The 23,205-nt window shown below is 73.4% G+C and carries 29 protein-coding genes, 1 tRNA gene and 2 pseudogenes; 23 read left to right on the forward strand and 9 right to left on the reverse strand.

From position 1 onward, the window contains the following. Positions 1–602 (forward strand): DUF1236 domain-containing protein (locus tag AC3WLN_RS14300; protein ID WP_492482240.1); only part of this gene is annotated, 602 nt, incomplete at its 5' end. Positions 603–691: 89 nt separating this feature from the next. Here AC3WLN_RS14300 and hrcA read toward each other — a convergent pair. After that, positions 692–1,747, reverse strand: a complete 1,056-nt coding sequence (gene hrcA, locus AC3WLN_RS14305) for a heat-inducible transcriptional repressor HrcA (protein ID WP_492482309.1) — start codon at positions 1,745–1,747, stop codon at positions 692–694. Between the two features lie 264 nt (positions 1,748–2,011). On the opposite strand from hrcA, the gene AC3WLN_RS14310 reads away from it, so the two are divergent. From AC3WLN_RS14310 to hemW, 4 genes are all read left to right on the forward strand, one after another. Further along, positions 2,012–2,323 carry a hypothetical protein gene (locus tag AC3WLN_RS14310; protein ID WP_492482242.1) on the forward strand — a complete coding sequence of 104 codons (312 nt, stop codon included), beginning with the start codon at positions 2,012–2,014 and terminating at the stop codon, positions 2,321–2,323. A 117-nt stretch (positions 2,324–2,440) separates the two neighbouring features. Next, the gene (gene rph / locus AC3WLN_RS14315; protein ID WP_492482244.1) at positions 2,441–3,169 is read left to right on the forward strand and encodes a ribonuclease PH; all 729 of its coding nucleotides are present in this window, start codon (positions 2,441–2,443) and stop codon (positions 3,167–3,169) included. After that, a complete protein-coding gene (gene rdgB / locus AC3WLN_RS14320; RefSeq protein ID WP_492482245.1) occupies positions 3,166–3,798 on the forward strand; it encodes an RdgB/HAM1 family non-canonical purine NTP pyrophosphatase in 633 nt (210 codons plus the stop codon). Before rph ends, rdgB begins: the two co-directional genes overlap by 4 nt. A gap of 49 nt (positions 3,799–3,847) precedes the next feature. Next, on the forward strand, positions 3,848–5,026 hold the full coding sequence (gene hemW / locus AC3WLN_RS14325) for a radical SAM family heme chaperone HemW (RefSeq protein ID WP_492482247.1): 1,179 nt from the start codon (positions 3,848–3,850) through the stop codon (positions 5,024–5,026). Positions 5,027–5,065: 39 nt separating this feature from the next. On the opposite strand, the gene AC3WLN_RS14330 is transcribed toward hemW, so the two are convergent. Next, on the reverse strand, positions 5,066–6,280 hold the full coding sequence (locus AC3WLN_RS14330; protein WP_492482248.1) for a penicillin-binding protein activator: 1,215 nt from the start codon (positions 6,278–6,280) through the stop codon (positions 5,066–5,068). 119 nt (positions 6,281–6,399) lie between these two features. Between AC3WLN_RS14330 and rsmI the strand changes: the two genes are divergently transcribed. Next, entirely contained in the window at positions 6,400–7,368 is a 969-nt protein-coding gene (gene rsmI, locus AC3WLN_RS14335; protein ID WP_492482250.1) for a 16S rRNA (cytidine(1402)-2'-O)-methyltransferase, read from the forward strand. Next, positions 7,358–7,738 carry a YraN family protein gene (locus tag AC3WLN_RS14340; protein ID WP_492482252.1) on the forward strand — a complete coding sequence of 127 codons (381 nt, stop codon included), beginning with the start codon at positions 7,358–7,360 and terminating at the stop codon, positions 7,736–7,738. Before rsmI ends, AC3WLN_RS14340 begins: the two co-directional genes overlap by 11 nt. Positions 7,739–7,740: 2 nt before the next feature. On the opposite strand, the gene AC3WLN_RS14345 is transcribed toward AC3WLN_RS14340, so the two are convergent. Beyond that, positions 7,741–8,130, reverse strand: coding sequence for a response regulator (locus tag AC3WLN_RS14345; protein ID WP_492482254.1), 390 nt, complete (start codon positions 8,128–8,130; stop codon positions 7,741–7,743). 304 nt (positions 8,131–8,434) lie between these two features. On the opposite strand from AC3WLN_RS14345, the gene AC3WLN_RS14350 reads away from it, so the two are divergent. From AC3WLN_RS14350 to AC3WLN_RS14365, 4 genes and pseudogenes are all read left to right on the forward strand, one after another. Continuing rightward, a complete protein-coding gene (locus AC3WLN_RS14350) occupies positions 8,435–9,376 on the forward strand; it encodes a glycine betaine ABC transporter substrate-binding protein (protein ID WP_492482255.1) in 942 nt (313 codons plus the stop codon). Beyond that, complete coding sequence (locus tag AC3WLN_RS14355) at positions 9,373–10,572, forward strand: ABC transporter permease subunit (protein WP_492482257.1); 1,200 nt, start codon at positions 9,373–9,375, stop codon at positions 10,570–10,572. Before AC3WLN_RS14350 ends, AC3WLN_RS14355 begins: the two co-directional genes overlap by 4 nt. Before the next feature lie 10 nt (positions 10,573–10,582). Continuing rightward, positions 10,583–11,287: pseudogene (locus tag AC3WLN_RS14360) on the forward strand (ABC transporter permease); the annotation flags it as partial. Positions 11,288–11,304: 17 nt separating this feature from the next. After that, positions 11,305–11,440, forward strand: a pseudogene (locus AC3WLN_RS14365) (IS5/IS1182 family transposase); the annotation flags it as partial. Positions 11,441–11,843: 403 nt separating this feature from the next. Here AC3WLN_RS14365 and AC3WLN_RS14370 read toward each other — a convergent pair. Next, positions 11,844–11,918, reverse strand: a tRNA-Glu gene (locus tag AC3WLN_RS14370). 334 nt (positions 11,919–12,252) lie between these two features. On the opposite strand from AC3WLN_RS14370, the gene rlmB reads away from it, so the two are divergent. Then, complete coding sequence (rlmB, locus tag AC3WLN_RS14375; protein ID WP_492482259.1) at positions 12,253–13,080, forward strand: 23S rRNA (guanosine(2251)-2'-O)-methyltransferase RlmB; 828 nt, start codon at positions 12,253–12,255, stop codon at positions 13,078–13,080. A gap of 48 nt (positions 13,081–13,128) precedes the next feature. Here rlmB and AC3WLN_RS14380 read toward each other — a convergent pair whose 3' ends face one another. Further along, the gene (locus tag AC3WLN_RS14380) at positions 13,129–14,676 is read right to left on the reverse strand and encodes a CYTH and CHAD domain-containing protein (protein WP_492482261.1); all 1,548 of its coding nucleotides are present in this window, start codon (positions 14,674–14,676) and stop codon (positions 13,129–13,131) included. A gap of 251 nt (positions 14,677–14,927) precedes the next feature. Here AC3WLN_RS14380 and AC3WLN_RS14385 point away from each other — a divergent pair, with 251 nt between their 5' ends. The 10 genes from AC3WLN_RS14385 to AC3WLN_RS14430 all read left to right on the forward strand — a co-directional run bounded on the left by AC3WLN_RS14385 (position 14,928) and on the right by AC3WLN_RS14430 (position 21,213). Then, the gene (locus tag AC3WLN_RS14385; RefSeq protein ID WP_492482310.1) at positions 14,928–15,674 is read left to right on the forward strand and encodes a TlyA family RNA methyltransferase; all 747 of its coding nucleotides are present in this window, start codon (positions 14,928–14,930) and stop codon (positions 15,672–15,674) included. After that, positions 15,671–16,933, forward strand: coding sequence for a class I SAM-dependent RNA methyltransferase (locus AC3WLN_RS14390; protein WP_492482263.1), 1,263 nt, complete (start codon positions 15,671–15,673; stop codon positions 16,931–16,933). The genes AC3WLN_RS14385 and AC3WLN_RS14390 overlap by 4 nt, the downstream gene beginning before the upstream one ends. 40 nt (positions 16,934–16,973) lie before the next feature. Further along, a complete protein-coding gene (locus AC3WLN_RS14395; RefSeq protein ID WP_492482265.1) occupies positions 16,974–17,444 on the forward strand; it encodes a hypothetical protein in 471 nt (156 codons plus the stop codon). Between the two features lie 261 nt (positions 17,445–17,705). Beyond that, positions 17,706–18,137 carry a hypothetical protein gene (locus tag AC3WLN_RS14400; RefSeq protein WP_492482266.1) on the forward strand — a complete coding sequence of 144 codons (432 nt, stop codon included), beginning with the start codon at positions 17,706–17,708 and terminating at the stop codon, positions 18,135–18,137. Continuing rightward, positions 18,134–18,535 (forward strand): hypothetical protein, encoded by a 402-nt coding sequence (locus tag AC3WLN_RS14405; RefSeq protein WP_056475038.1) that lies wholly within the window; start codon positions 18,134–18,136, stop codon positions 18,533–18,535. Before AC3WLN_RS14400 ends, AC3WLN_RS14405 begins: the two co-directional genes overlap by 4 nt. Positions 18,536–18,648: 113 nt before the next feature. Beyond that, positions 18,649–18,909: a hypothetical protein gene (locus AC3WLN_RS14410; RefSeq protein ID WP_492482269.1), complete on the forward strand. Its 261-nt coding sequence runs from the start codon at positions 18,649–18,651 to the stop codon at positions 18,907–18,909. A gap of 79 nt (positions 18,910–18,988) precedes the next feature. Beyond that, positions 18,989–19,441 (forward strand): DUF2934 domain-containing protein, encoded by a 453-nt coding sequence (locus AC3WLN_RS14415; protein WP_492482271.1) that lies wholly within the window; start codon positions 18,989–18,991, stop codon positions 19,439–19,441. Positions 19,442–19,689: 248 nt separating this feature from the next. Then, positions 19,690–19,977, forward strand: a complete 288-nt coding sequence (locus AC3WLN_RS14420) for a hypothetical protein (RefSeq protein ID WP_492482273.1) — start codon at positions 19,690–19,692, stop codon at positions 19,975–19,977. Between the two features lie 108 nt (positions 19,978–20,085). Continuing rightward, positions 20,086–20,760, forward strand: coding sequence for an HAD family hydrolase (locus AC3WLN_RS14425; protein ID WP_492482275.1), 675 nt, complete (start codon positions 20,086–20,088; stop codon positions 20,758–20,760). A gap of 195 nt (positions 20,761–20,955) precedes the next feature. After that, positions 20,956–21,213: a hypothetical protein gene (locus tag AC3WLN_RS14430; protein WP_492482276.1), complete on the forward strand. Its 258-nt coding sequence runs from the start codon at positions 20,956–20,958 to the stop codon at positions 21,211–21,213. 26 nt (positions 21,214–21,239) lie between these two features. Here the strand turns inward: AC3WLN_RS14430 and AC3WLN_RS14435 are convergent, their stop codons facing one another. From AC3WLN_RS14435 to AC3WLN_RS14450, 4 genes are all read right to left on the reverse strand, one after another. Continuing rightward, positions 21,240–21,500: a hypothetical protein gene (locus AC3WLN_RS14435; protein WP_492482278.1), complete on the reverse strand. Its 261-nt coding sequence runs from the start codon at positions 21,498–21,500 to the stop codon at positions 21,240–21,242. Positions 21,501–21,529: 29 nt separating this feature from the next. Next, on the reverse strand, positions 21,530–21,874 hold the full coding sequence (locus AC3WLN_RS14440) for a hypothetical protein (protein WP_492482280.1): 345 nt from the start codon (positions 21,872–21,874) through the stop codon (positions 21,530–21,532). Next, positions 21,871–22,305: a hypothetical protein gene (locus AC3WLN_RS14445; RefSeq protein WP_492482282.1), complete on the reverse strand. Its 435-nt coding sequence runs from the start codon at positions 22,303–22,305 to the stop codon at positions 21,871–21,873. Before AC3WLN_RS14445 ends, AC3WLN_RS14440 begins: the two co-directional genes overlap by 4 nt. An 88-nt stretch (positions 22,306–22,393) precedes the next feature. Further along, positions 22,394–22,897 carry a peptide deformylase gene (locus AC3WLN_RS14450; protein WP_492482284.1) on the reverse strand — a complete coding sequence of 168 codons (504 nt, stop codon included), beginning with the start codon at positions 22,895–22,897 and terminating at the stop codon, positions 22,394–22,396. 117 nt (positions 22,898–23,014) lie between these two features. On the opposite strand from AC3WLN_RS14450, the gene AC3WLN_RS14455 reads away from it, so the two are divergent. Next, a complete protein-coding gene (locus AC3WLN_RS14455; RefSeq protein WP_492482285.1) occupies positions 23,015–23,203 on the forward strand; it encodes a hypothetical protein in 189 nt (62 codons plus the stop codon). Positions 23,204–23,205 lie beyond the last annotated feature (2 nt).

Below are 23,205 nucleotides of genomic sequence, written 5' to 3' on the forward strand. Positions count from 1 at the left end.
GCGCGGGCATGCGGGGCGGCGGCGCGGAGACCGGCGCCGGTCCGGCCGGGGGCGCGCAGCGCGGCGAGGCCGGCGGCCGCGGCGCCGAGGGCGGCGCGGGACGCCAGGACGGGCGTCCGAGCTCGGCGGCCGGCGAGCGCGGCGGCCGTGAGGACGGCGGAGCCGCGGCGCGGGACGGCCGGGGTGATCGCGACGGCCGCGCGGACCGGGATGGCCGCGACGAGCGCGGCGGACGCGACGAGCGCGGCGGCCGGGCCGACCGGGACGAGCGCGGAGGACGCGACGGCCGCGCGGACCGGGGTGGTCGTGGCGAGCGCGGCGACCGCGGTGCGGTCCGGGGCGCCTATGGCCGCCTCGGCGCGCCGCAGCGGACCGAGTTCCGCCAGAGCGTGTTCCGTCGCGGCATTCCGCGCTTGGCGGCCGGCGCCTTCGCGCTCACCGTCGGCACGGCGATCGCCCGCAGCTACACCCTCTACGACCTGCCGCCGGACATCGTCCGGATCGCGCCGGAATACGAGGATTACCGCTACGTGCTGGTGGACGACGACATCGTCATCGTCGATCCGGACACCTACGAGATCGTCGACGTGATCCGCGGCTGACCTGAGCGGGTCGACGGGAACGCAGGGGGCGGGGCTTCGGGCTCCGCCCCCTTCGCGTTCGGGGCCCGCGCGTGGGCGCTCGGCCCGGCTCAGCGCTTGCGGTCGAGGAGGCCGGAGACCACCCGGGCGGTGTAGTCGACCATCGGCACGATGCGGGCATAGTTCAGCCGCGTCGGACCGATCACGCCGACGACGCCGACGATCTTCTGCGTGCCGTCGCGGAACGGCGCCGCGATCATCGAGGAGCCGGAGAGGGAGAACAGCTTGTTCTCCGAGCCGATGAAGATCCGCACGCCCTCGCCCCCCTCGGCCCGGGACAGGAGCTCGATCACGTCCTTCTGGGTCTCGAGGTCGTTGAACAGCAGGCGGATGCGGTCGAGGTCCTCGGCCGCGCGCAGGTCGTCCAGCAGATTGGCCTGGCCGCGCACGATCAGCTGGCGGGCATCCGAGGGTCCGACGCTGACGGCGAGGCCGGCATCGACCAGGCGCTCCGTGATCACATCCAGTTCGCGCTTCATGGCCTGGCGGCCCGCCTCGATCTCGGCGCGCAGGGTTCCGAGGGTCCGGCCCTGCAGCCGGGCGTTCAGGTAGTTCGAGGCCTCCTGCAGGGCGCTGGCCGGCAGGCCCGGCGGCAGGTCGAGCAGGCGGTTCTCCACCGAGCCGTCGTCGGAGACGAGGACGACCAGGGCCCGGGTCGGGTCCAGGCGCACGAACTCGATGTGCTTGAGATGCACGTTGGTCTTGGTGGTGAGCACCACGCCGGCGCCGCGCGAGATGCCCGAGAGCAGCATCGAGGCTTCGGCCAGGGCGGAATCGAAGGTGTGGCCGGAGGCGGCCGCGCGCATCTGCGATTCGATCCGCTCCTGCTCCTCGCGCCCGACATCGCCGAGTTCGAGCATCGCATCGACGAAGAAGCGCAGGCCCTGCTCGGTGGGGAGGCGGCCGGCGGAGGCGTGCGGGGCGAAGATGAGGCCGGAATGCTCCAGATCCGCCATGACGTTGCGGATGGAGGCCGGCGACAGGGTCATCGGCAGGATGCGGGCGAGGTTGCGCGAGCCCACCGGCTCGCCGGTCGTGAGGTAGCTCTCGACGATCTGGCGGAAGATCTCGCGCGAGCGTTCGTTCAGCGCGCTGAGCACCTGCATCTGCTGCGAGGTCGAGAAGGGGTGGGAGGGCTCTGTCACGATCCATTCCTGAGGCGGAGAGTGTGACGGTCTCCAGTGCTTTACACAATGCGTCCCGCGGCCGATCCCGGGGGGACGCCGAAGAAACAGCTTGGCCGTGTGAGGCGTTCCGCCGGGTTCGTGCGTTGCTCAGGCCCATCGTCGAACCCGGCCGCGCGGCCGGGCCGGCGACGGGACCTCGCCGACGCCCAGGCGGCGCGCATCGCACGAAGGAGTGACCATCTCATGAGACCCACCGCTCGATCCGGCCTGATCAAGTCCCTCGCCATCGTCCTGGCGATGGTCGGTGCGATGCTGTTCGGCGCGCCGCGGGGCGCCCAGGCCGCCCCCGCTATCGTCTCGGCCGAGGTCGCCGGCCCGGCGGCCGCCGTCACCGAGGTCCAGTACGGCGGAGGCCACTGGCGCCATCACGGCCGCGGCTTCCGGCACCATCACCACCGCGGCCGGCACTTCGGCCATCGTCACCACCGGCATTTCGGCCACCATTACGGCCGGCACCACGGCCACCATTTCGGTCATCGCCGCTACCGCTACTGAGCCGTCCGGGCGCAGCCGCGGCGCACCGTGAACGAGATCCGCTCCGTCCGGCCTTGCTTGCCGGGCGGCGGCCCAAACCGTAAAGCCGCTCTCCATCACACTCGGAAGGAGAGCGGCATGCGGCCCTCGAAGCGCGCGACCGACGAACTGCGCAACGTCACCCTGGAGCGCGCCGTCTCCCGCCACGCGGAGGGCTCGTGCCTCGTCAGCTTCGGCGACACCAAGGTGCTCTGCACGGCCACCCTGGAGGAGCGCGGCCCCGGCTGGCTGCGGGGGTCCGGCAAGGGCTGGGTGACGGCGGAATACGCCATGCTGCCCCGCGCGACCCACGAGCGCACCCGGCGCGAGGTGAATTCCGGCAAGCCCTCCGGGCGGACCCAGGAGATCCAGCGCCTGATCGGCCGGTCGCTGCGCGCCGTCACCAACCTTCCGGCCATCGGCGAGCGCCAGATCACCGTCGATTGCGACGTGATCCAGGCCGATGGCGGCACCCGCACCGCCGCGATTACCGGAGCCTGGGTCGCCCTGCACGACTGCTTCACCTGGATGCGCGGCCGCTCGATCATCTCGGTCGACCCCCTGCGCGACCACGTCGCCGCGGTCTCCTGCGGCATCTACAAGGGCAAGCCCGTCCTCGACCTCGACTACGCCGAGGATTCGGGCGCCGAGACCGACGCCAACTTCGTCATCACGGGCACCGGCGGCCTCGTCGAGGTCCAGGGCACCGCCGAGGGCAAGCCGTTCTCGGAGGAGGAGCTGTTCGAGCTGATGCGCCTCGCCAAGGGCGGCATCCAGTCCCTCGTCGCCCTCCAGAAGCAGGCCATCGCGCCGGGAGTCGCCGCATGAGCCAGCATCGCATCCTCACCGGCCGCGTCGTCATCGCGACCCACAATGCCGGCAAGCTCGTGGAGATGCGCGAATTGCTGGCGCCCTTCGGCGTCGAGGCGGTCTCGGCGGGCGAACTCGGCCTGCCCGAGCCCGAGGAGACCGGCACGATGTTCGCCGAGAACGCCGCCATCAAGGCGCGCGCCGCCGCGACGGCCTCCGGCCTGCCGGCCTTCGCCGATGATTCCGGGCTCTGCGTCAACGCGCTCGACGGGGCGCCGGGGCTGTTCTCGGCGCGCTGGGCCGGCCCGTCCAAGGATTTTTCCGGCGCCATGGCGCGCATCGCCGACGAGCTCGACAGGCGCGGCGCCACCACCCGGCGGGCGCACTTCGTCTCCGCCCTGGTGATCGCCTGGCCGGACGGCCACACCGAGACCTTCGAGGGCCGGGTCTTCGGCGAGCTGGTGCCGCCGCGCGGCGCGAGCGGCTTCGGCTACGACCCGATGTTCCTGCCCGACGGCTACGACCGCACCTTCGGCGAGATCTCCTCGGAGGAGAAGCACGGCGTCGACTGGCAGACCGGCAACGCCCTCTCGCACCGCGCCCGCGCCTTCGTGCTCCTGGCGCGGACCTGCCTGCGGCGTCCCTGAGACCGGCGCCGGGATTGCCAAACGGCGGTCCCGCGCGCACATCCGCGCCATGACCGAACCGACCGGCCCGGACCACCCGACCCGCGACGCGGGCTTCGGGGTCTACCTGCACTGGCCCTTCTGTGCCGCGAAGTGCCCCTATTGCGACTTCAACAGCCACGTGCGCCACGCCCCCGTGGACGAGGGCCGGTTCCTCGCGGCCTTCCGGGCGGAGATCGCCCACGTGGCCGCGCGCACGCCGGGTCGCACCGTGTCCAGCGTCTTCCTCGGCGGCGGCACCCCCTCGCTGATGCAGCCCGCCACGGTGGCGGGCCTGATCGAGGCCGTCGGGCAGGCCTGGAGCGTCGCGCCCGGCGTCGAGATCACCCTGGAGGCCAACCCCACCAGCGTCGAGGCCGACCGTTTCCGCGGCTACCGGGCCGCCGGCGTCAACCGCGTCTCCCTCGGCGTCCAGGCCATGGACGACGCCTCGCTCAAGCAGCTCGGTCGCCTGCACAGCGCGGCCGAAGCCATGGCGGCGGTGCGGGTCGCGGCGGCGCATTTCGAGCGCTACTCCTTCGACCTGATCTACGCGCGCCCCGACCAGAGCCCGGCGGCCTGGCGGGCGGAGCTCGAGGGCGCCATCGCCCGGGCGGCCGAGCACCTGTCGCTCTACCAGCTCACCATCGAGCCGGGCACGCCGTTCTACGGCCTCGCCGCCGCCGGCAAGCTGGTGCCGCCCGACGACGATGCCGCGCGCGCCCTCTACGACGTGACGCAGGAGGTCTGCGACCGGGCCGGCCTGCCGGCCTACGAGATCTCGAACCATGCCCGGCCGGGCGCGGAATCGCGGCACAACCTGCTGTACTGGCGCTACGGCGAATATGCCGGCATCGGCCCGGGCGCCCATGGCCGCCTCGTCGGCGCGGCGGGGCGCCTCGGCACCGTCACCGAGCGGGCGCCGGAAGCCTGGCTCGCCCGGGTGGAGGCGGAGGGACACGGCATCGTGGAGACCGAGTCGCTGGCCGCCTCCGACCAGGGCGACGAATTCCTGATGATGGGCCTGCGGCTACGCGAGGGCATCGATCCGCGGCGCTACGCGGCCCTGAAGGGCCGTTCCCTCGAGCCCGGCCGGATCGACGATCTCGTCGCCGAGGGGCTGATCGCCCGCCGCCCCGACGGCCGCATCGCGGCGACGCCCGCCGGCGCGCCGGTGCTCAACGCCGTGGTGGCGGCACTTGTCGCTTGAACTTGCCGCTTGATCTTGCCGCCTGATCTTGACGCCTGATCAGGTCCCCGAGGGACCGAGGGTGCGGGGCGCCGGGCTGACGATGGCCGGCGCGCCGGAGCGGATCTCGTAGACCGCCAGGGCCCGGTCGCTCGGGCCGTCCGGCCGGAACCGGAAGGTGCCGTCCACGCCGGAGAAGCCCGACGGGTTGGTCAGCGTCGTGTCGGCGAAGCGCTGCGAACCGAACTGGCGGGACAGGGCCGCCATCAGCGAGACCGCGTCGTAGGCCAGGGTGGCGACCCGCGGCGGCACCGCGCCGAAGCGCGCCTGATAGCGCTGCGAGAAGCCGTTGAAGCCGGCCGCGTCCGGCGCCGCGAACCAGCCGCCCTGGAGGGCCGGCAGCGCGAACACGCGGGGATCGTTCCAGACGGCGGTGCCGATCGGCCGGACCCGGCCGGGGCTGAATCCGGCCTTGGTCAGGGCCGGGGCGACGGCGGCGAGGCCGTCCGGCGTATCGGGCAGGAACAGCGCGTCGGCCTGGGCCGCCGGCCCGGTGATCAGCCCGCCGAGGCGCGCGATGGCGGGGCCCGGATTGCCGACGGGATAGCGCTCGATCGCCACGAGGCGCGCGCCCCTGCGGGCCAGGGCCTCGCGGAACTGGGCCTCGACGGCGTTGCCGTAGCTCGATTCCGGGATCATCGCCGCGAAGGACTTGCGTCCGGCGGCCACGGATTCGTCGACCACGCGGTCGACCTCCGCCTGGGGCAGGAAGCTGAGGAGGTAGGTGCCGCGCGCGGCCACGCCGGCATCGGTCGAGAAGGCGATCAGGGGCTTGCCCGCCGTCCGCGCCACGCCGGCCGCCGCCTGGACGTTGGCGGCGAAGAGCGGGCCGAGCACGATCTCGGCCCCGTCCGCCACGGCGGCCTGCGCGGCTTCGCGCGCCCCGTCCGGCGCACCGCGGTCATCCTTCACCAGGATCTGGAGGTCGGGCTTCTGGAAGTCCTCGATGGCGAGTTCGGCGGCGTTGCGCATCGCCATGCCCACCGTCGAGCCCGGTCCGGTGAGCGGCACCACCAGGGCGACCTTCACCGATCCGGTGCCGATCCGTCCTCCGGCGGCGAGGACCGGCGCGTCGATGGCCGGGCCCTCGGCCTGGGGCGGGGGCACCCGGTTCGAGAAGCGGCCGCCGCCATCCGGACCGCCGACGCAGGCCGCGAGCAGGAGCAGGGTCGAGATCCCGACCAGCCCGGATTTGAGCCTGTTCGCGCGCGTCATCGGTGGCCCCCTGTCGCCGGCTGACGACCCACGCTTGCAGTCTAGGAGCCAAAAGTAAATGTGAGCCGACGCCCCGCCACGCATTCCGCAGGAGGGGCCGATCGTGGCAAGGTCCGGCCATGACCCAGAAGATCGACACCCGGACCCGGCGGCGGCGCGACCCGGCCGCCACGGGACCCGGCACCCGCCCGCCCGCCACCTTCACGGCCTTCGGCCTCGCCGCCGAGGCGGAGGCGATCGAGCCCGGTCTGCACGTGGTCGCGACCCCCATCGGAAACCTCAAGGACGTCTCGTTCCGCGCCCTGGCGACGCTGGCCGCGGCCGATGCGGTGCTGGCCGAGGATACCCGGGTCACCCGCACGCTGCTGATGCATTACGGGATCACCACGCCGCTGGTGGCCTATCACGAACATTCCAACGCGGCGGTGCGCGAGCGGATGGTCGCCCGGATGCAGGCCGGCGAGGCCCTGGCGCTGGTCTCCGACGCCGGCACGCCCCTGGTCTCCGATCCGGGTTTCAAGCTCGTGCAGGCCGCGATCGAGGCCGGCCTCAGCGTCACCCCCATCCCGGGCCCCTCGGCGGTGATGACCGCTATCGTGGCCGCGGGCCTGCCCACCGACCGGTTCTTCTTCGAGGGCTTCCTGCCGGCGAAATCCGGCGCCCGGCGCAACCGCCTGGAGGCGCTGGGGCGCATCCCCGGCACCCTCGTGCTGTTCGAATCCCCCCATCGCCTGCCCGAGATGCTGGTGGACGCCGTCGAGGTCCTGGGGCCGACGCGCCCGGCCGCGGTCGCCCGCGAATTGACCAAGCTCTACGAGACCATCCGGCGCGGCAGCCTCGGCGATCTCGCCGGCCTCTACGCGGAGGAGGGCGCTCCCAAGGGCGAAGTGGTGGTGATCATCGGCACGCAGGACGAAGCCCCCGACGAGGCCGAGACCGATGCGGGCCTCGACGCGGCCCTGACGGCGGCGCTCGCGCGGCACTCGATCAAGGATGCGGCGACCCTGGTGGCGGAGGAGACCGGACAGCCCCGCCGCACGGTCTACGCCCGCGCCCTCGCCCTCGCCCGGCGCGACGATGCGGGCTGAGGGCCCCGCGGCCGAGCGCCGGCGCAGCATCGAGCGCCGCGGCCGCACGGCCGAGACCGTCGCGCTCCTGGCCCTGATGCTGAAGGGCTACCGCCCCCTCGGCGCGCGCTTCCGGGCGGCGGGGGGCGAGATCGACCTGATCGTCCGGCGCGGGACGGTGATCGCGTTCGTGGAGGTGAAGGCGCGCGGAACGCTGGAGGCGGCGCAGGGCGCCATCGACGCCCGCAAGGTCGCGCGCTTCTCGCGCGCCGCCCGGGCCTGGATCAGCCGCCATCCGGCCACCGACGCGGCGACGTTCCGGGCGGACGCGGTCTTCGTCTCGCCCCGGGCCTGGCCCCGGCACGTGGCCGACGCCTTTCCGATCCGATGACGTCAGGCGCGCGCGGCGGCCACCGCGGCGAGCAGCGTCCGCTTGAGATCGGCCTGGCTGAAGGGCTTCTGCACCACCGGCCGCTCCCGGAACGGCTCGCGGATGCCGGCGCCGCCATAGCCCGTCGAGAACACGATCGGCAGGTTGCGCTTCACGATGGCCTCGGCCACCGGATAGATCGGCTCGCCCGCGACGTTGACGTCGAGGATGGCGACCTCGAAACTCTCGTTCTGCGCCATCTCGAGCGCGGTCGACAGGCGCGCGGCCGGCCCGACCACGGTGCAGCCGAAATCGAGCAGCATGTCCTCGAGCAGCATCGAGATCGCGGCTTCGTCCTCGACGACAAGCACGCGAGCCCCGTTGAGAAGGTCTTCGTCCACTTGAGCACTCACGCCGGGGCTTCTTCCCTTCGATCCGTTCGGAATTCTGAAACACCTTCCGGAGAAGATGCTCAGGTGTTCGCTCCCACCGTGTGCGATCGACCCCGGGACGCGCGGACGATCCGTCGTCCGGGCGAGACCGCGAGGCCCTCAGACCGGCCCGGCACAGAGCGAGCCGTCGCCCGTTCCGGGGGGCGTGTCAAGCGCCTGACGCTCGCCAGAGGCCGTCGGGACGCACGCAATGTTACGGTCTGAAACATTTCCGCGTCGCCGACACCCACCGGTAGGCAGCGGCGGCGTCCCGCACCAACAACCTATGTTAAATCGAACGCTCTCGGTGCGGCATCGAACGCGTCGCGACGCGCTCGCCTGGCTCGGCCTCGCCGGGGCCGCCGTGGCGCGTCCGGTCCGGGCGGCCGCGCCCCTGGTGGTGGCCTCGAAGAGCGACACCGAGGGGGCCCTCACCGGCGCGATGATCGCCCGGGTCCTGGAGCGCCTCGGCCTGCCGGTCCTACGCAAGCTCGGGCTCGGCCCGACCCTGATCGTCCGCAACAGCCTGCTCTCGGGCGAGATCGCGATCTATCCGGAATATACGGGCAACGGCGCCTTCTTCTCGGGCACCGAGACCGATCCGGTCTGGAAGTCCCCGCAGGGCGCCTACGACACGATCCGGCGGCTCGATGCCGGGCGCGGCCTGGTCTGGCTGAGGCGGGCGCCCGCCAACAACACCTGGCTGATCGCGGTCAACGGCGCCCTGGCGCGGGGGCACGGCCTCGCGACGATGAGCGACTTCGCCGGCGCGGTCCGCGGCGGCCTGATCAAACTCGCCGCCTCCACCGAGTTCGTGGAGAGTCCGGCGGCCCTGCCGGCCTTCGAGGCGGCCTACGGCTTCACCCTGCCCCTCGACCGGATCATCAGCCTGCCCGGCGGCGACACCTCGGTGACCGCGCGGGCGGCGGCGCAGGGCATCAGCGGCGTCAATGCCGGCATGGTCTACGGGACCGACGGGGCGCTCGCGGCCCTCGACCTCGCCGTGATGAGCGATCCCCTGGGCGCCCAGATCGTCTACGAGGTCGCGCCCGTGATCCGGCAGGCCGACCTCGCCCGCCACCCCGGGATCGCCCCGGCCCTGGACCGCGTCTTCGCCCGCCTCGACGCCGAGACCCTGCGGCGGCTCAACGCCCGCATCACCGTGGAGGGCGCGGTCGCCGAGGCGGTGGCCGACCGCTACCTCTCCGAGAACGGATTGCTGCCGTGACGGACGATCCCCGACCGGACGGGACGCGCCGGCCAAGCGCTGCCCCGCGCCTCGCCGCCCTCGCTTGGTTCGGTGCTCTGGCCTGGTTCGGTGCCCTGCTCGGCGCCGCGCTGCGGAGCCCGCTCCTGAGCGTCGCCGAGAACCGGCTCGCCCTCGGGCATCCGGTCACCGGTCTCGCGGCCCTCGGGGCGACGGGCGCCCTCGGGCTCGCGGCGAGCGCGGGCGCCATCGCCCTCGTCGCGGCGACGCGCGGGCGGGCCGGCGCCGCGGCGGCCGCGCTGGTGCTCGTCCTCGCCCTGCTCCTCCTCGGACTGGGCCTCGGGAGCGGCGCCGCCCTGGCCCTCGCCGACCTGCCCCCGGCGGCCCGGGCGAGCCTCGGCGCGGGAAGCTGGCTCAGCCTCGCCCTCCTCGGCGGGGCGCTCGGTCTCGCGGTCCGGCGCGCCCGGGTGCCCGGCCTCGGCCTCGCCGTCCTTCTGCTTCTCGGCCTCGCCCTGGTGATCCCGGGCCGTTCGGGAGCCTTCGACGCCCTCTCGCTGGCGGTCGAGTATGCCGCCCGGCGCGAGACGGTGAATGCGGCGATCTGGGAGCATCTCGGCCTCGCCGGGGCCCCACTCCTCCTCGCCGCCCTCCTGGCGGTCGGGCTGTCGCTGCCGCGGGGCGGGCAGGGGCCGGTGGCCCTGGTCCTCGGCGGAGTCCAGGTCGTGCCCGCCGTCGCCCTCCTGGGGGCGATGGTCGCCGCCATGGCGGGCGTGCTGCGCGCCGTCCCGGCCCTGCGCGACCTCGGCCTCTCGGCCCTCGGCCCCGTGCCCGCCATCGTCGCCATCGCCGCCTACCTGGCGCTACCGCTCTGGCGCGGCCTCGCCCTGGCCCTGCGGGCGCCGGACGCCGACACCCTCCAGGCCGCCGAGGCCCTGGGCCTCTCGCGCCGGCAGATCCTGGCCCGGATTCGCCTGCCCATCGGGGCGCCGATCCTGGTCGGCGCCGTCCGGGTCGCCGCCGTACAGGGTCTCGGCCTCGCCACCCTCGGCGCGCTGGTCGGGGCCGGCGGGCTCGGGCGCATCGTCTTCGACGGCATGGCGCAGTTCGCCCCGGACCTGATCCTCCTCGGGGCGATCCCCGTGGTGATGCTCTCCCTCCTGGCGGAGCGCGGCCTCGGACGGCTCGAGGCGGCCGCGCGGCGGCGGTGGCACGCATGAGACCCGCGCGATGAGCCGCTTCCGGTGTCCGCCCGCCCTCGGCTTCGCGCTGACGGGCCTCGCCCTGGCCGGCGCCAGCCACCCGGCCGTCGCGAGCCGGATCGCCGAGGCCCTGGGGGAGGCCGCCCGCCGCCCCCTGGCGGTGGAGCGCCTCCTCGACCTGACGGGCGCGCACCTCGTCCTCGCCGGAACCGGCCTCGCCCTCGTGGCGGCCCTCGGGATCGGCCTCGGCATCCTGGTGACACGCGGCTTCGCCGCGCCCTGGCGGCCGGCGATCGACGGGCTCGCGGCCGCCGCGCAGGCGGTGCCGCCGGTGGTCGTGGTGGCCCTGGCGCTTCCGGTTCTCGGCTTCGGCGGCCCGCCGACGCTGCTGGCCCTGGTCGCCTACGGCATCATGCCGGTGCTGCGCGGGACGGCCGGCGCCCTGGCGGGCGTGGCCCCGGAGGTCCGCGAGGCGGGCCGCGCCATCGGCCTCACCCACCTGCAGATCCTGTGGCGGATCGAACTGCCGCTCGCCGCCCCCGACATCGTCGAGACCCTGCGCACCGCCCTGGTGCTGGCCATCGCCACGGCGGCCGTCGGGGCGCTGGCCGGCGCCTCGACCCTCGGCACGCCCATCGTGGCCGGCCTGCAGAACCAGAACACCGTGGCGATGCTCCAGGGCACCGCCGCCACGGCCGCCCTGGCCTTCCTCGCCGACGCCGCGCTGCTGGCGGGCGTCGGCTGGTGGCGGTCGAGCGGCTTCCGTCGAGCGACCACGTCTCGGTCGAGGGCACGCGGATCGCGGCCTGGGCCGCGATGAAGAGCTTTCGGGAGGAGGACGGTTCGGGCGAGCCGCCGGGGCCGGGCCGCGACGGCGAGCGCGAGGCGGCCCGGCCCATGCTTCACCGCCGTTCCCACCGGCACCGGATCAGGCCGGGCGCCGACATGCTCTTCAAGGGGGGCGGTGAGGGACGTTATCGATGCGAGACCCATGAGGGCCAGGCCCCTCCGGGATGCGGCGGACGGGTCCGTGGAAACGATGGACGGTCGATCGCTCTCAGACCCAAGCTTCTTGGCGGTGCTCGACACGATCATGCGCAGCGACGAGGGCTGACGGTGAAGGGGTCGGCCTCAGATGATCTGGCGAGACGTATTCTGATTCTGGAAGGTCATGGCTTGCCCGAGTGAGGTCGAACCCATCTTCAGGCAGGAACAATTTTCGTCTCGCCACCGGCGGTCCAAGACTGGAATGCGCCCTAGGACACTGGCCAACAAACGCTATACTGTGTTGGCGCGCCTACGGGGAGTCGAACCCCGCTCTGATCCTTGAAAGGGACCTGTCCTAACCGATAGACGATAGGCGCGTTAGGTGCTGTCGCGAGTTTTTACGTTCGCTCAGCCCAGTGGTCAACAGCCCGTTCGAACCCGGGGACATCCTTCGATGGCAGGCCTTGGTAGACCGACCAACCCTAACCCTCGGAACCTACACACGTGGTAGAATGGGAGGGGTATGAAGACGTCCTGGACCGCTAGACGAAGGGCGCCGCTGCGGTGAGCGGTTCTATATGCGGCTTCGGGCGCGGGGGCAACGGGGGAATCGCCGCGCGTTTGCGGCTTGACGAACGGGGCCCCGGCCGGTTTGTCGGGGGAGGCGCGGCCCGCATCCTGGATCGGCGGCCGGAGAGCGGACCTGACTGCATGACGACGCGACGTGACGGCCCGCCGGGGCCGCGGACGAACAAGCCCGGCTTCTCGCGCGGTCCCTTTCGGCGCGGCCCTCCGCAGAACCAGCGCGGCGCGGCGAGCGTCGCGGCGGCCTCCGGCGACCACGTCGTGCTTTACGGCTGGCATCCGGTGGCGCAGGCGCTGGCCAACGACGGCCGCAAGCTGCACCGCCTGCTCGCCACCGAGAACGCCATGATCCGGCTCACCGAGGAGATCGGGACGCTGCGGATCGATCCCGAGCTGGTGCGCCCGAGCGCCATCAACGCGCTGCTCGGGCCGGACGCCGTCCACCAGGGGCTCTACCTCGAAGCCGATCCGCTGCCGGGGCCGGACCTCGACGAGCTGGGCGACGACGTCCTGCTCCTCGCCCTCGACCAGATCACCGATCCGCACAATGTCGGCGCCATCGTGCGCACCGCCGCGGCCTTCGGCGTCGCCGGCATCATCACCACCGCGCGCCACTCGCCCAACGCCACCGGCGTGCTGGCGAAATCCGCCTCCGGCGGGCTGGAGCACGTGCCGCTGATCGTGGTGCGCAACCTGTCCGACGCCCTGGTCGATCTCGGCAAGCGCGGCTTCACCCGGATCGGGCTCGATTCCGAGGCCGAGACCGCGCTGGACAGCATCGGTCCGAAGCGTCCGGCGGTGATCGTGCTCGGCGCCGAGGGCAAGGGCCTGCGCCAGCGCACCCGCGACAATTGCGACGTGCTGGCCCGCATCCCGTTCAGCGGCGAGATTCGCAGCATCAACGTCTCGAACGCCGCCGCGATCACCCTCTACGCCCTCAGCCCCCGCGGCTGAGGCGCCCGCGGCCCGGGATTCTCCAGCCGGGGATTCCGCGCGCCGGCCTCAGCGCCAGAACGGCTTGACCTCGACGAGCTCGGCATGGGCCTCGGCCGCCGCCTTGAGGAGCTTGCGGCCGTCGGCCTCGTTGTCGCCGGCGGCGAGGCCCGCCGCGAAGGCGGTCTCGCCCGGCATCTCCTGGGGGTCGGGCACCGCCACCAGGCCGGCCAGCACCGTGTGGGCGGTCGCCTGGTCGTTGAGGGTGCCGAGGTGATCCTGCAGGTCGGACAGGGCCGAGACGAAGGCCTTGTGGCGCTTGCGCAGCTTCTTCTCGGTGTAGAGGCTCGCGAAGAACTCCGCCCCGTAGCGCAGCTTCTTGGCCTCGATACGGACCCGGTGGCGCTCCTCGGCCTCCAGCCGGTCGAGGTGGCGGCCGCGCTTGCGGATGCGGCGCAGGGCCTTGTCGAGGACCTGGGCGGCGAAGTCGGCCGCCGGCGCGTCGCGGTCCGGGGCCGCCGGCCCGGTCCGCCAGGCGCCCGTCTCCAGCCAGGCGGCGACGTCGAGGATCAGGCCGCGCCATTCCTGCGATTCCAAGGTGGCGAGCACGCCGTCATGGGCGCGGACCCGCTCGGCTTCCAGGCGCTCGCGCAGGTCGTGGAGGCCGGCTTCGTCGGGCCGCTTCGCCATCTCCGCCGGCAGCGTCTCGGCCAGGAACACGTCGAGGTTCCGGGCATGGCCGAAGGGCTCGGTGATGCGCTTGATCTCCTCGCGCAGGGTAGCGGCGGCCGCATCCTGGGCCAGGACGGGCTTGAACAGGGTGAAGGCCGAGCGCAGGCGGCGCAGGGCGACGCGCAGCTGGTGCAGGGCCTCCACGTCCCGGGTGTGCAGGAAGACGTCCTCGTTGAGGCGCAGATGCGCGAGGCAGGCGAAGGCGATGGCCCGGAACGCGTCGCCGGCGCTCGCGTCCTCGGCGAGATGTACGGGGCGCGCCTTGCTCGGGCGGCGCAGGGTCCCGTCGAGGAGACTGAAGCCGCGCGCCGACTTGCTCAGGGCGCCGAGGCGGAGGGGCACGGTCTCGGCCAGCGCCTGGGCCAGGGTGAACAGGTCCTCGGGCCGGCCCTCCTTGAGTTCGAGCTCCAGCTCCCAGAGGGGCGCGTCGCCGTTCGGGGTCTCGATCCGGCCCTCGTCGAAGGCCGCCTCGATCAGCGAGGCGCCGTAGCGCACCGCGCGGGCGCGCCGCTGCACCAGGGTGGCGAAGGCCGGGGCGAGGTCGGGCGTCCCGGCGGCGTCGAGCACGCCCGGCACCGGGGTCTCGGCCAGGGGCGCGAGGTCGGGGGCGTCGCCGGCCACGGGGGCTTCCCATTCCGAGCGGTCGAACAGGCCCGGCGCGGTGGCGGCGGCCTTCACGGTCTGGATGAAGGCGTCGCCGTCGCGGCGGACCCGCAGGGTCAGGCCGGCCTTGCGCAGGTCGCCGTCCGCGGTGTCGTAGTAGGTCGAGGCGAGAAGGTGGGAGGTCTCGGGGGCCTCCGCCTGCAGGAAGGGGTGGCGGCCCAGCTCGGCGAGGTCGCCGCCCTCGCATTCCAGCTTCAACTCGATCTCACGCGGCGCGGCCATGGTCTGTCCCAAGTTTCGGCCCCGGTCCGTCTTGCGCGACGGACCCTGCGGACCCTTTCACGACCGGGACAAGCCCGGCCCGGCGCAACCGTTCCGCGAGGAATCAGCCGTGGCCGCCGATGGTTATGGAGCAGGGCGCACCGGCCGCGCGACTGAAATCGTCACGATTTCGGTTCGCCCCTCGCGTCGAGTGGTGTAGCGGGAGGGACCGGCCCGGGGGCCGGTCGATCGGGGACATGTCGGGCGTCGTGATGAATCGGGAGCGGCTGAGGGCCGACCGCCTGCTGGTGGAGCGGGGTCTCTTCGAGAGCCGCGCCCGGGCGCAGGCCGCCATCGCGGCGGGGCTCGTCCGGGCCGACGACCAGCCGGTGGCGCGGGCCTCCGACCTGATCCCCCGCGACGCGCGCCTCGACGCCACCGCCCCGCACCCCTTCGTCTCGCGCGGCGCGCTGAAGCTCGAAGCCGCCCTCGACGCCTTCGGGTTCGACGCGGCCGGCCGGGTCTGCCTCGACGTCGGCGCCTCGACCGGCGGATTCACCGACCTCCTGCTGAGCCGGGGCGCCACCCATGTCTACGCGGTCGATGTCGGGCGCGATCAGCTCCACGCCTCCCTGCGGGCCGATCCGCGCGTCACCAGCCTGGAGGGAACGGATGCCCGCGGCCTCGACCGCGCGGCGATCCCGCGCGCGCCCGAGCTCTGCGCCATCGACGTGAGCTTCATCTCGCTCCGGCTGATCCTGCCGGCGGTCCTGCCGCTGCTCGCCCCCGGCGCCGGCCTCGCCGCGCTGATCAAGCCGCAATTCGAGGCCGGGCGAGCCCGGGTCGGACGCGGCGGCATCGTGCGCGATCCGGCGATCCACGAGGCGGTCTGCGCCGAGATCCGCGACGCCGTCGCGGCCGCGGGCCTGCGGACCCTCGGACTGATCCCGTCACCTGTCGCCGGCGGCGACGGCAATCGCGAGTTCCTGATCGGGGCTCGCCTGGACCCCCCGTCATGACCGAATTTCAGCCGCCGACCGACACCCTGGAGATCCGCCGCCTCGGCGCCCGCGGCGACGGGCTCGCCGAGGACGGCACCGCCGTCGCCCTCGCCCTCCCGGGCGAGCGCGTCACGATCGTCCGGGCCGGCACGCGGGGCACGCTCGTGGCCGTGGAGCGGGCCTCGCCGGACCGGATCACGCCGTTCTGCCCGTATTTCGGGACCTGCGGCGGCTGCGCCGTGCAGCACCTGGCGCCCGAGCCCTATGCGGTCTGGAAGCGCGACCACCTCGTCCAGGCCCTGTCCCATGCCGGGCTCGGCACCGTGCCGGAGCCGCTGGTCGATGCCCGCGGGGAGGGGCGCCGGCGCCTCACCCTGCACGTGCGGGCGGTGGAGGGGATCGCGCAGGCCGGCCTGATGGCGGCGCGCAGCCACGACCTCGTGGCCATCGACCATTGCCCGATCACCGTGCCGGCGCTGCACCGGGCGCCGCAGGCGGCGGTCGCCCTGAGCGCGCCCCTCGGGCACGGCCGCAAGCCCCTCGACGTCGCCTTCACAGCCACCGAGGCCGGCCTCGACGTCGACATCCGCGGGCACGGCCCCGCGGCCGAGGGCGTGCGGGCCGTCCTGGTGCGCCTGGCCGGCGACCTCGACCTCGCCCGCCTGTCGCTGCACGGGGAGGTGCTGGTGGAGCGCCGGGCGCCGGCCGTCACCAGCTCGGGCCTGCGCCTGGTGCCGCCCGCCGGCGGCTTCCTGCAGGCCACGGCGGCGGGCGAGGCGGTGCTGACCGAGGCCGTCCTGGGCGCGCTCGACAAGAAGGTGAAGCGGGTGGTCGACCTGTTCTCCGGCAGCGGCCCGTTCACCCTCGCCATGGCCCGCACCCGCGACGTCCACGCGGTCGAGGGGGAGGCCGCCGCCCTCGCCAGCCTCGACCGGGCGGTGCGCGCCGTGCCGGGCCTGCGCCGGGTCACCACCGAGCGCCGCGACCTGTTCCGGCGCCCGCTCCTGCCCCTCGAACTCGACGCCTACGACGCCGCGGTCTTCGATCCACCGCGGGCCGGAGCCGGGGCCCAGGCGGCCCGGATCGCCGAATCCAAGGTGCCGCTGGTGATCGGGGTCGCCTGCGACACCGGCACCTTCGCCCGGGACGCCGCCACCCTGGTGGCGGGCGGCTACACCCTGGAGCGGGTGATCCCGGTCGACCAGTTCGCCTATTCGGGCCATCTCGAGATGGTCGGCGTGTTCCGGCGTCCGCGCCCGCCGCGCAAGCGGCTCTAGCGCGGCTCGACAACCGCGCGCACGCCCTTAGGTGAGGGGCATGCGCGCACTCCTCCTCGCCCTGGCCACGACCCTCGCCCTGGCCACGACCCTCGCCCTCGCCCTCGCCGGGCCCGCCGCGGCGGATTCCTGCGGCGAGCTCATCGACCGGGTCACGGCCGGGACCGGGGCGACCCTGGTCAAGCGGACGGCGGATTTCGCGGAGTTCAGCGCCCTGGACGGGATCGGGATGACGCTCGCCTGCGGCGAGCTCTCGGCCACCGGCACGCAGTTCCGGGGCGCGCCGCTGCCGCCCGGCTATTTCGAGCTGTTCGGACGGGCCGGCCACGCCGTCACGGGCATCGCCGCGGACGTGCTGACGCAGGCGGGGCGGACGGCGCTCACCGCCGCGGCGACGACGCGGCACAGCAACGTCGATGCCGGGACGGCGCTCGTCACCTGCTCGCTCTCGGGGCCGCGCGACGCGCCCGTGACCGCCTGCGCGGTGATCGAGCGCGACGAGCGCCGCTAGGGTCGTTCGCGCAGGTCAGGTTCCCGGTGCGCTCAGGAGCGCATGGCGATCACCATGTAGCCGGAATACAGGAGGGCTGCGGCCATCAGGAGGTAGACGTTGGGTTCCATGGCGTCCTGTTAGGCCGCGCGACCGCGGAGGGTCGAGCGGACGCGCTGCCGCTGCGGCATCCGGTTCGCTTCAGACAACGTTAACCCTGTTCGGCCGAACGATGGCACAGGACGTGACCGATCCCATCGTGGGCGCCCGCTCGAGGAGCCGATGCACCGTCTGATCCCCGCAATCCTGCGCTTGCCCCTCGCGATCGCCGGTAGCCTCGTCGCCCTCGCTGCTGCTATCGGGGTCCCGACGATCGGGGTTCTCGCGGCGGCCCCGGCCGCCGCGCAGGAACCGCTGTTCATCCGCATCCGTCCCGGCGCCGAGCCGACGCCCGGCCTCGGCGGGGGCGGCGCCTTCGACGAGGCCGCCGGCCAGGCGGCGCGCGCCCGCAGCGAGGCGGTCTGGCAGCGGGCGGAGGCGCGCTCCCGCATCGCCATCGCCTCGGTCTGCACCGGCTGCCTCGTGGCCCTCCGGCCCCCGGCGCCCCCGGTCCCGGCCGCTCCCGTCCGCGCCGATGCGGACGGCCCGACCCCCATCGCGGCCGATCCCGCGGCCGCTTCCCTTCCGCCCCTCGCACAGGCAGACGCTCCATGACGCAGTCTCATCCGACCAGCGGCGCCGTTCCCGATCCGGATTGCCCGGTCTCCCTCGAACTCCTGGGCCAGGTCTACCGGGCCGACGAGGACGACCTGCCCGAGATCCTCGACGCGATGTCGACGACGACGCGGGCGCGCCTCGCCGTCTACCTCTACGGCAAGAGCCACATGCACCAGCTCGGCCTGCGGGTGGCCCGGGCCTGCGAGCGCGAGGACCTCGTGCGCGTCGCCGACGAGATCGGCTCGGTGGTCTACGGCCAGTCCCGCCTGAAGCCGGCCCGCCCGGCGACGCCGAGCCCCGCGGCGGCGCCCCCGAAGAAGATCAGCCTCGGCGGCTCGGGCACGAAGAAGATCAGCCTGGGCGGCTCCGGCGCGAAGAACCGCCTGTTCGACTGAACCCGGGCACGCCCGCAGACGCTCCGGCGGCGCGGGCGCGTTCCCGTGCGGCCGGGCCGCGGCGCCGCGCCGAACCCGATTCGCAACGAGACCGTCTTGAAGAGTGGATGCTGATGTTCGGTTCCTGGTGGAAGCTCGGCATGGACGCGACCCTGCTCGCCCTGGAATCGCAGGAGGTCATCGGCCTGCGGCTCGCCAAGCTGTCGACGGGCGGCGCCGCGGCGCAGGCGGAGGTCCACCGCATGATCACCGAGAAGATCATGGCCGCCAACGAGGCCGCCCTGCTGATCGCCACCGGCGGCTCCACCGCCCGTGTCGTGGCCGGCTACCGCCGGACGGTGCAGGCCAATGCCCGCCGCCTGTCCAAGGGCTGAGCGGGGCCGGTTAACGTCCGCTTAACCATCCGGTTTCATCCTCGCCCGGGACGTCGGACCGACCGGACGAGGAGAGACCATGACCCCCTTCGAGCAGCAGGTGCGCGAGCGCGCCTATTACATTTGGGAAGACGAAGGCCGCCTGCACGGCCACGCCGACGCGCACTGGCTGCGCGCCGAGAACGAGATCCTGACCCCGTCGCGGATGGGCGTCGAGGTCATCCAGACCGCCGCGGCGGACGTCACCCTGTCGGCCAGCCCGGCCGCGGTGCTCGCCGAGAGCCTGAAGGCCAAGCCGAGCCGCAGCCGCAGCGCCGGCGCCAAGGTCGAGACCAAGCTGAAGGCCGCCACCGAGACGAAGACGGCCAAGGCCGCCACCACCAAGGCCGCGACGGCCAAGGCGGCGACGGCCAAGGCGCCGGCAGGCAAGGCTCCTGTGAGCAAGGCTCCGGTGAGCAAGGCCGCCGCCACGAAGACCCCGCGGGCCCCGGCCCGCGCCCGCGCCGTCGAGAACGCCGCCACCGTGCATTGAGGCGCGCGGCCGGAGCGCTCCGGCCCCGCCATCGGACGAAGAGATCAAGCCCGCTTCGCCGGACCGGCGGGGCGGGCTTTCCGCTGGGTCCGGGAAACGGCCACGAAACCGGACCGCGAGGGGCCGGCGCCGCGGACATGCCCCCTCGGGCGGGGCCGGAACGAAGCGGAACCTTGACCGTTGTCAGGCCAGACCCCGACACGCGCACGCGGTCCGGACGGCCGCGCGCATCCTCCCGCGAGGCTTCCATGAAGACGACGATCGCCACCCTCCTGGCCCTCGGCCTGGCCGGCCTGCCCATCGGCGCCGTGGCGTCCCCCGCCGGCTTGCGCGGCGGCCCGGCCCTCATCGACGTCGACACCACCGGCGGCGTCGGCGGCCGCGCGCCGTGGAGCCGCCCCTACGAGTACGATTCGGGCGGCGACAACGATCGCCGGCCCGAGCTGCCCTACTACCAGCAGGGCCGCGGCCAGCAGACCGGCGGCCCGGCCCGCAACCTGCTCCCGGATGACGGCCTGCAGATCTTCCCGCGCTGATCGGACCGGCGAATCGCGCCATCCGGGCGGAACAGCCCGGGTGGCCATCCGTTCGCTCGACGGAGCGTCGGCACACGGCCCGGCGCCGAACCGGTTCGGGACGACGCGATGACCAAGACCGTACGGGCGGCCATCTTCGATATCGACGGCACCCTGCTCGACAGCGTCGACCTGCATGCCCAGGCCTGGGTCGACGCCTTCGCGCATTTCGGCGTCACCGTCAGCCACGACGCGGCCCGCAGCCAGATCGGCAAGGGCGGCGACCAGCTCCTCCCGGTCTTCCTCGACGCGGCGCGGATCGCGCGCGAGGGCGAGACCATCGAGGCCTACCGCTCGGACCTGTTCAAGCGCGACTACCTGCCGAAGGTGAAGCCCTTTCCCGGCGTGCGGGCCCTGTTCGAGCGCCTGAAGCGCGAGGGCCTGACCGTCGCCCTGGCCTCGTCGGGCAAGGCAAAGGAGGTCGAGCATTATCAGGCGCTGATGCAGATCGAGGACCTCACCGACGTCGTCGTGAGCTCCGACGACGTCGAGCGTTCGAAGCCCTTCCCCGACATCTTCCAGGCCGCCCTGAAGACGCTCGCCCCCCTGACGGCCGCCGAGGCGATCGTGATCGGCGACACGCCCTACGACGCCGAGGCCGCCGGAAAGGCCGGATTGCGGACCATCGGCGTCCTCTGCGGCGGCTTTCCGGAGGCCGGTCTCAACGAGGCCGGCTGCATCGCGATCTACAAGGACCCGCAGGATCTCCTCGACGGCTACGCCGCGTCGCCTCTTGCGAAGTGACCGGCGCGGGGCACGATGTCGATTCGGGCAACCGCCGTGGCAAACGGGCGACCAGGGCGTGGGATCTGACGCGATCCACACATTTCCCGCTTAATCCCGTTTTGTTCCCGCACGCAGAGCAGGATTGCGTGCCGGCTATGGATAGATGGCAAAAAACTCTAGCCGAGGCCCCGGGGATGGCGTAGCAGGCCGGCCGTGATCGCGCCCGATCACGCCCTCGATCTCGCCACGGATCCCCGGACCATGCTCCAGTCGGCCCAGACGACCTCGAAACCGCATCCGGTCGGCGAGCCGACCTCCCTGCGGACGCTCATCGACGCGGCGGTCCAGGACCGCACCACGCCGATCAGCCGGCTGCTCCGCCTGATGGCCGCCCTCGACGCGGACACCAACGACAACGAGAATCTCCGGCACGTCCTGCGGGCCCGAATCGGCGCGCCGCTCAGCGTCTGAGCGCCCCGCAGGGCGCTTTTCGTCCTTCAGGACGCGCGCGCCCGCTCGCGCCGGCGCGGTCCGGGTTGCGCGCGCTTCATGCAGGCGAAGTAGAGCTGCCGGCCGATCGCGTAGAGGCCGAGCCCCTTCGGATCGGGCGTCGAGAACACCCGGCTCCGCGCCTCGTTCCGGCAGGCGGCGTCCTGCGGACTCTGGATCGGCGTCGATTCGCCCTGTGCCGCGGCTCCGGACGCCGCCAGCGCGAGTGCCGCGGCGAGCGCCGGCCCGGTCCATCCCATCCTCGTCATCCTCTCTCCTTCGTCTTCGGTAGGGCACGTCAGGGCATCACCCAGGCGCATGCGCTCTCACCCGCCACCCCGAGGCATTCGAACGGCGCACCGCCCACCATGGCGCGGTGCTCGGCGGCGCCGATCCGCGCGCGGGAAATCCGGCGGCAGCCCGGATGCTGGGGCAGGGCCGCTTCGGCCGCGGCCCGGTCGCCCTGGGCCATCAGGACCCGCAGCTCGACCAGGGTCTTGCAGGCCACGACGTCGGTCGGTTCGGCCGGCTGCGCGTTCGCCGTCGCGACCCTTGCCGTCAAGACCCCTGCCGACGCGGCGGCGCCGAGAAGGGTTGCCAGGAGGACGGCGCCCAGGGGACCGGGGCGGAGCTGACGGGTCATCGGCGTGCCTTCTCGGGTGGCGGGGACCGGTCGGCCGGCGCCGGCTTGTCGGAGGGCCGCGGCTTGTCACCCGCGCGGGGCTTCGGCCCCGCCTCCACGGGCTTCGCCGTGCCGGCGACGACCCAGTGGCAGATGCTCGTGGTCCGCAGGGTCAGGCAATCATAGGCGCTGCCGTTCAGGGTCAGGTGCTCGGCGATCCCCGCCACCGTGTCGCGGGGGATGGCCGCGCAGCCGAGATGGTCGGCCTTGTCGTCGCCGAGGAGAACCACCGCCGCGGCCGCATCGTCCTTGCTCTGACGCAGGAGCAGCCGGAGGTTGGCGAGCGAAGGGCATCCGACCGCCGGGGCCGGAGCCGGCTGGGCCGCCGCGGCAGGAGAAAGCGTCGGGCAGGCGAGCGCCAGGGCGAGCAGGGCGGGGCGAAGCGCAGGCATCGGGTCGAATCTCGGCGGGGCGGCCGCCCGGGCGGGCCGCCGGGCTATAACGCGCGGCATCGCAAACCGCACCACGCCGGTGGCGCGTTCAGCCACCGGAGTGGCGCAACTTGGCGAAGCGCTTGATCGCGCGCTCCCGGCGCAGGCGGGACAGGCGCTCGATCCAGAAGATGCCGTCGAGCTGGTCGATCTCGTGCTGGAGGCAGGCCGCGCGGAACCCTTCCGCCGCCTCCTCGCCCTCGGCGCCGTCGAGGCTGCGGTAGCGGACCCGGACCCGCGCCGCCCGGTCGACCACGTCCATCACGCCCGGCATGGAGACGCTGCCCTCCTGCTGCGGGCCGCGCTCGGGTGAGGCCCAGACGATCTCCGGATTGACATAGGCCGTGATCGGCTCGCCGGGCTCCATCCGCAGCAGCACCAGGCGCTGAGCCCGGCCGATATGCGGCAGGGTGAGGCCCAGCGCCGAGACCGCCAGCATCACCGCCTCGAGATCCGCGGCCGAGGCCCGCAGGGCGTCGTCGAATTCGGTGACCGGCTCGGCCGGGCGGCGCAGGCGGGGATCGGGATAGATCAGCAGGGACGGAGCGGACACGACGGCGTTTCCAGCGGGATGTGGGAGTCACGGATGCGCGAGGCGGGCGCCCGGCGGAAGCCGTGGCCCGTGCCTTGCGGCGTCCGGCCCGAGCGACACGCCCGACCCGGAGACGGAATGGCACGGCCACGCAGCGAGACCCAACCCCCCAAGGCCGCCCGGCGGTTCCTGCGGCTGCGCGATTCCGGCGAGGTGATCCTCGTCGCCCTGACCACGCTTCTCGGCATGCTCTGGGCGATCGTCCTGGTCACGCATTTCCACGAGCCGCTGAGCGGCATCGGCCAGTCGCTCTGGCTGACGCGCTGAGC

Source organism: Methylobacterium sp. FW306-05-D (assembly GCF_058782155.1).

Coding starts and splice junctions, on each gene's coding strand:
- hrcA (WP_492482309.1), bottom strand. CDS start 1,747: ATGCAGGTGCTCAGCGCGCTGAACGAACGCTCGCGCGAGATCTTCCGC.
- AC3WLN_RS14310 (WP_492482242.1), top strand. CDS start 2,012: ATGAGACCCACCGCTCGATCCGGCCTGATCAAGTCCCTCGCCATCGTC.
- rph (WP_492482244.1), top strand. CDS start 2,441: ATGCGGCCCTCGAAGCGCGCGACCGACGAACTGCGCAACGTCACCCTG.
- rdgB (WP_492482245.1), top strand. CDS start 3,166: ATGAGCCAGCATCGCATCCTCACCGGCCGCGTCGTCATCGCGACCCAC.
- hemW (WP_492482247.1), top strand. CDS start 3,848: ATGACCGAACCGACCGGCCCGGACCACCCGACCCGCGACGCGGGCTTC.
- AC3WLN_RS14330 (WP_492482248.1), bottom strand. CDS start 6,280: ATGACGCGCGCGAACAGGCTCAAATCCGGGCTGGTCGGGATCTCGACC.
- rsmI (WP_492482250.1), top strand. CDS start 6,400: ATGACCCAGAAGATCGACACCCGGACCCGGCGGCGGCGCGACCCGGCC.
- AC3WLN_RS14340 (WP_492482252.1), top strand. CDS start 7,358: ATGCGGGCTGAGGGCCCCGCGGCCGAGCGCCGGCGCAGCATCGAGCGC.
- AC3WLN_RS14350 (WP_492482255.1), top strand. CDS start 8,435: ATGTTAAATCGAACGCTCTCGGTGCGGCATCGAACGCGTCGCGACGCG.
- rlmB (WP_492482259.1), top strand. CDS start 12,253: ATGACGACGCGACGTGACGGCCCGCCGGGGCCGCGGACGAACAAGCCC.
- AC3WLN_RS14380 (WP_492482261.1), bottom strand. CDS start 14,676: ATGGCCGCGCCGCGTGAGATCGAGTTGAAGCTGGAATGCGAGGGCGGC.
- AC3WLN_RS14385 (WP_492482310.1), top strand. CDS start 14,928: ATGAATCGGGAGCGGCTGAGGGCCGACCGCCTGCTGGTGGAGCGGGGT.
- AC3WLN_RS14390 (WP_492482263.1), top strand. CDS start 15,671: ATGACCGAATTTCAGCCGCCGACCGACACCCTGGAGATCCGCCGCCTC.
- AC3WLN_RS14395 (WP_492482265.1), top strand. CDS start 16,974: ATGCGCGCACTCCTCCTCGCCCTGGCCACGACCCTCGCCCTGGCCACG.
- AC3WLN_RS14400 (WP_492482266.1), top strand. CDS start 17,706: ATGCACCGTCTGATCCCCGCAATCCTGCGCTTGCCCCTCGCGATCGCC.
- AC3WLN_RS14405 (WP_056475038.1), top strand. CDS start 18,134: ATGACGCAGTCTCATCCGACCAGCGGCGCCGTTCCCGATCCGGATTGC.
- AC3WLN_RS14410 (WP_492482269.1), top strand. CDS start 18,649: ATGTTCGGTTCCTGGTGGAAGCTCGGCATGGACGCGACCCTGCTCGCC.
- AC3WLN_RS14415 (WP_492482271.1), top strand. CDS start 18,989: ATGACCCCCTTCGAGCAGCAGGTGCGCGAGCGCGCCTATTACATTTGG.
- AC3WLN_RS14420 (WP_492482273.1), top strand. CDS start 19,690: ATGAAGACGACGATCGCCACCCTCCTGGCCCTCGGCCTGGCCGGCCTG.
- AC3WLN_RS14425 (WP_492482275.1), top strand. CDS start 20,086: ATGACCAAGACCGTACGGGCGGCCATCTTCGATATCGACGGCACCCTG.
- AC3WLN_RS14435 (WP_492482278.1), bottom strand. CDS start 21,500: ATGACGAGGATGGGATGGACCGGGCCGGCGCTCGCCGCGGCACTCGCG.
- AC3WLN_RS14440 (WP_492482280.1), bottom strand. CDS start 21,874: ATGACCCGTCAGCTCCGCCCCGGTCCCCTGGGCGCCGTCCTCCTGGCA.
- AC3WLN_RS14445 (WP_492482282.1), bottom strand. CDS start 22,305: ATGCCTGCGCTTCGCCCCGCCCTGCTCGCCCTGGCGCTCGCCTGCCCG.
- AC3WLN_RS14455 (WP_492482285.1), top strand. CDS start 23,015: ATGGCACGGCCACGCAGCGAGACCCAACCCCCCAAGGCCGCCCGGCGG.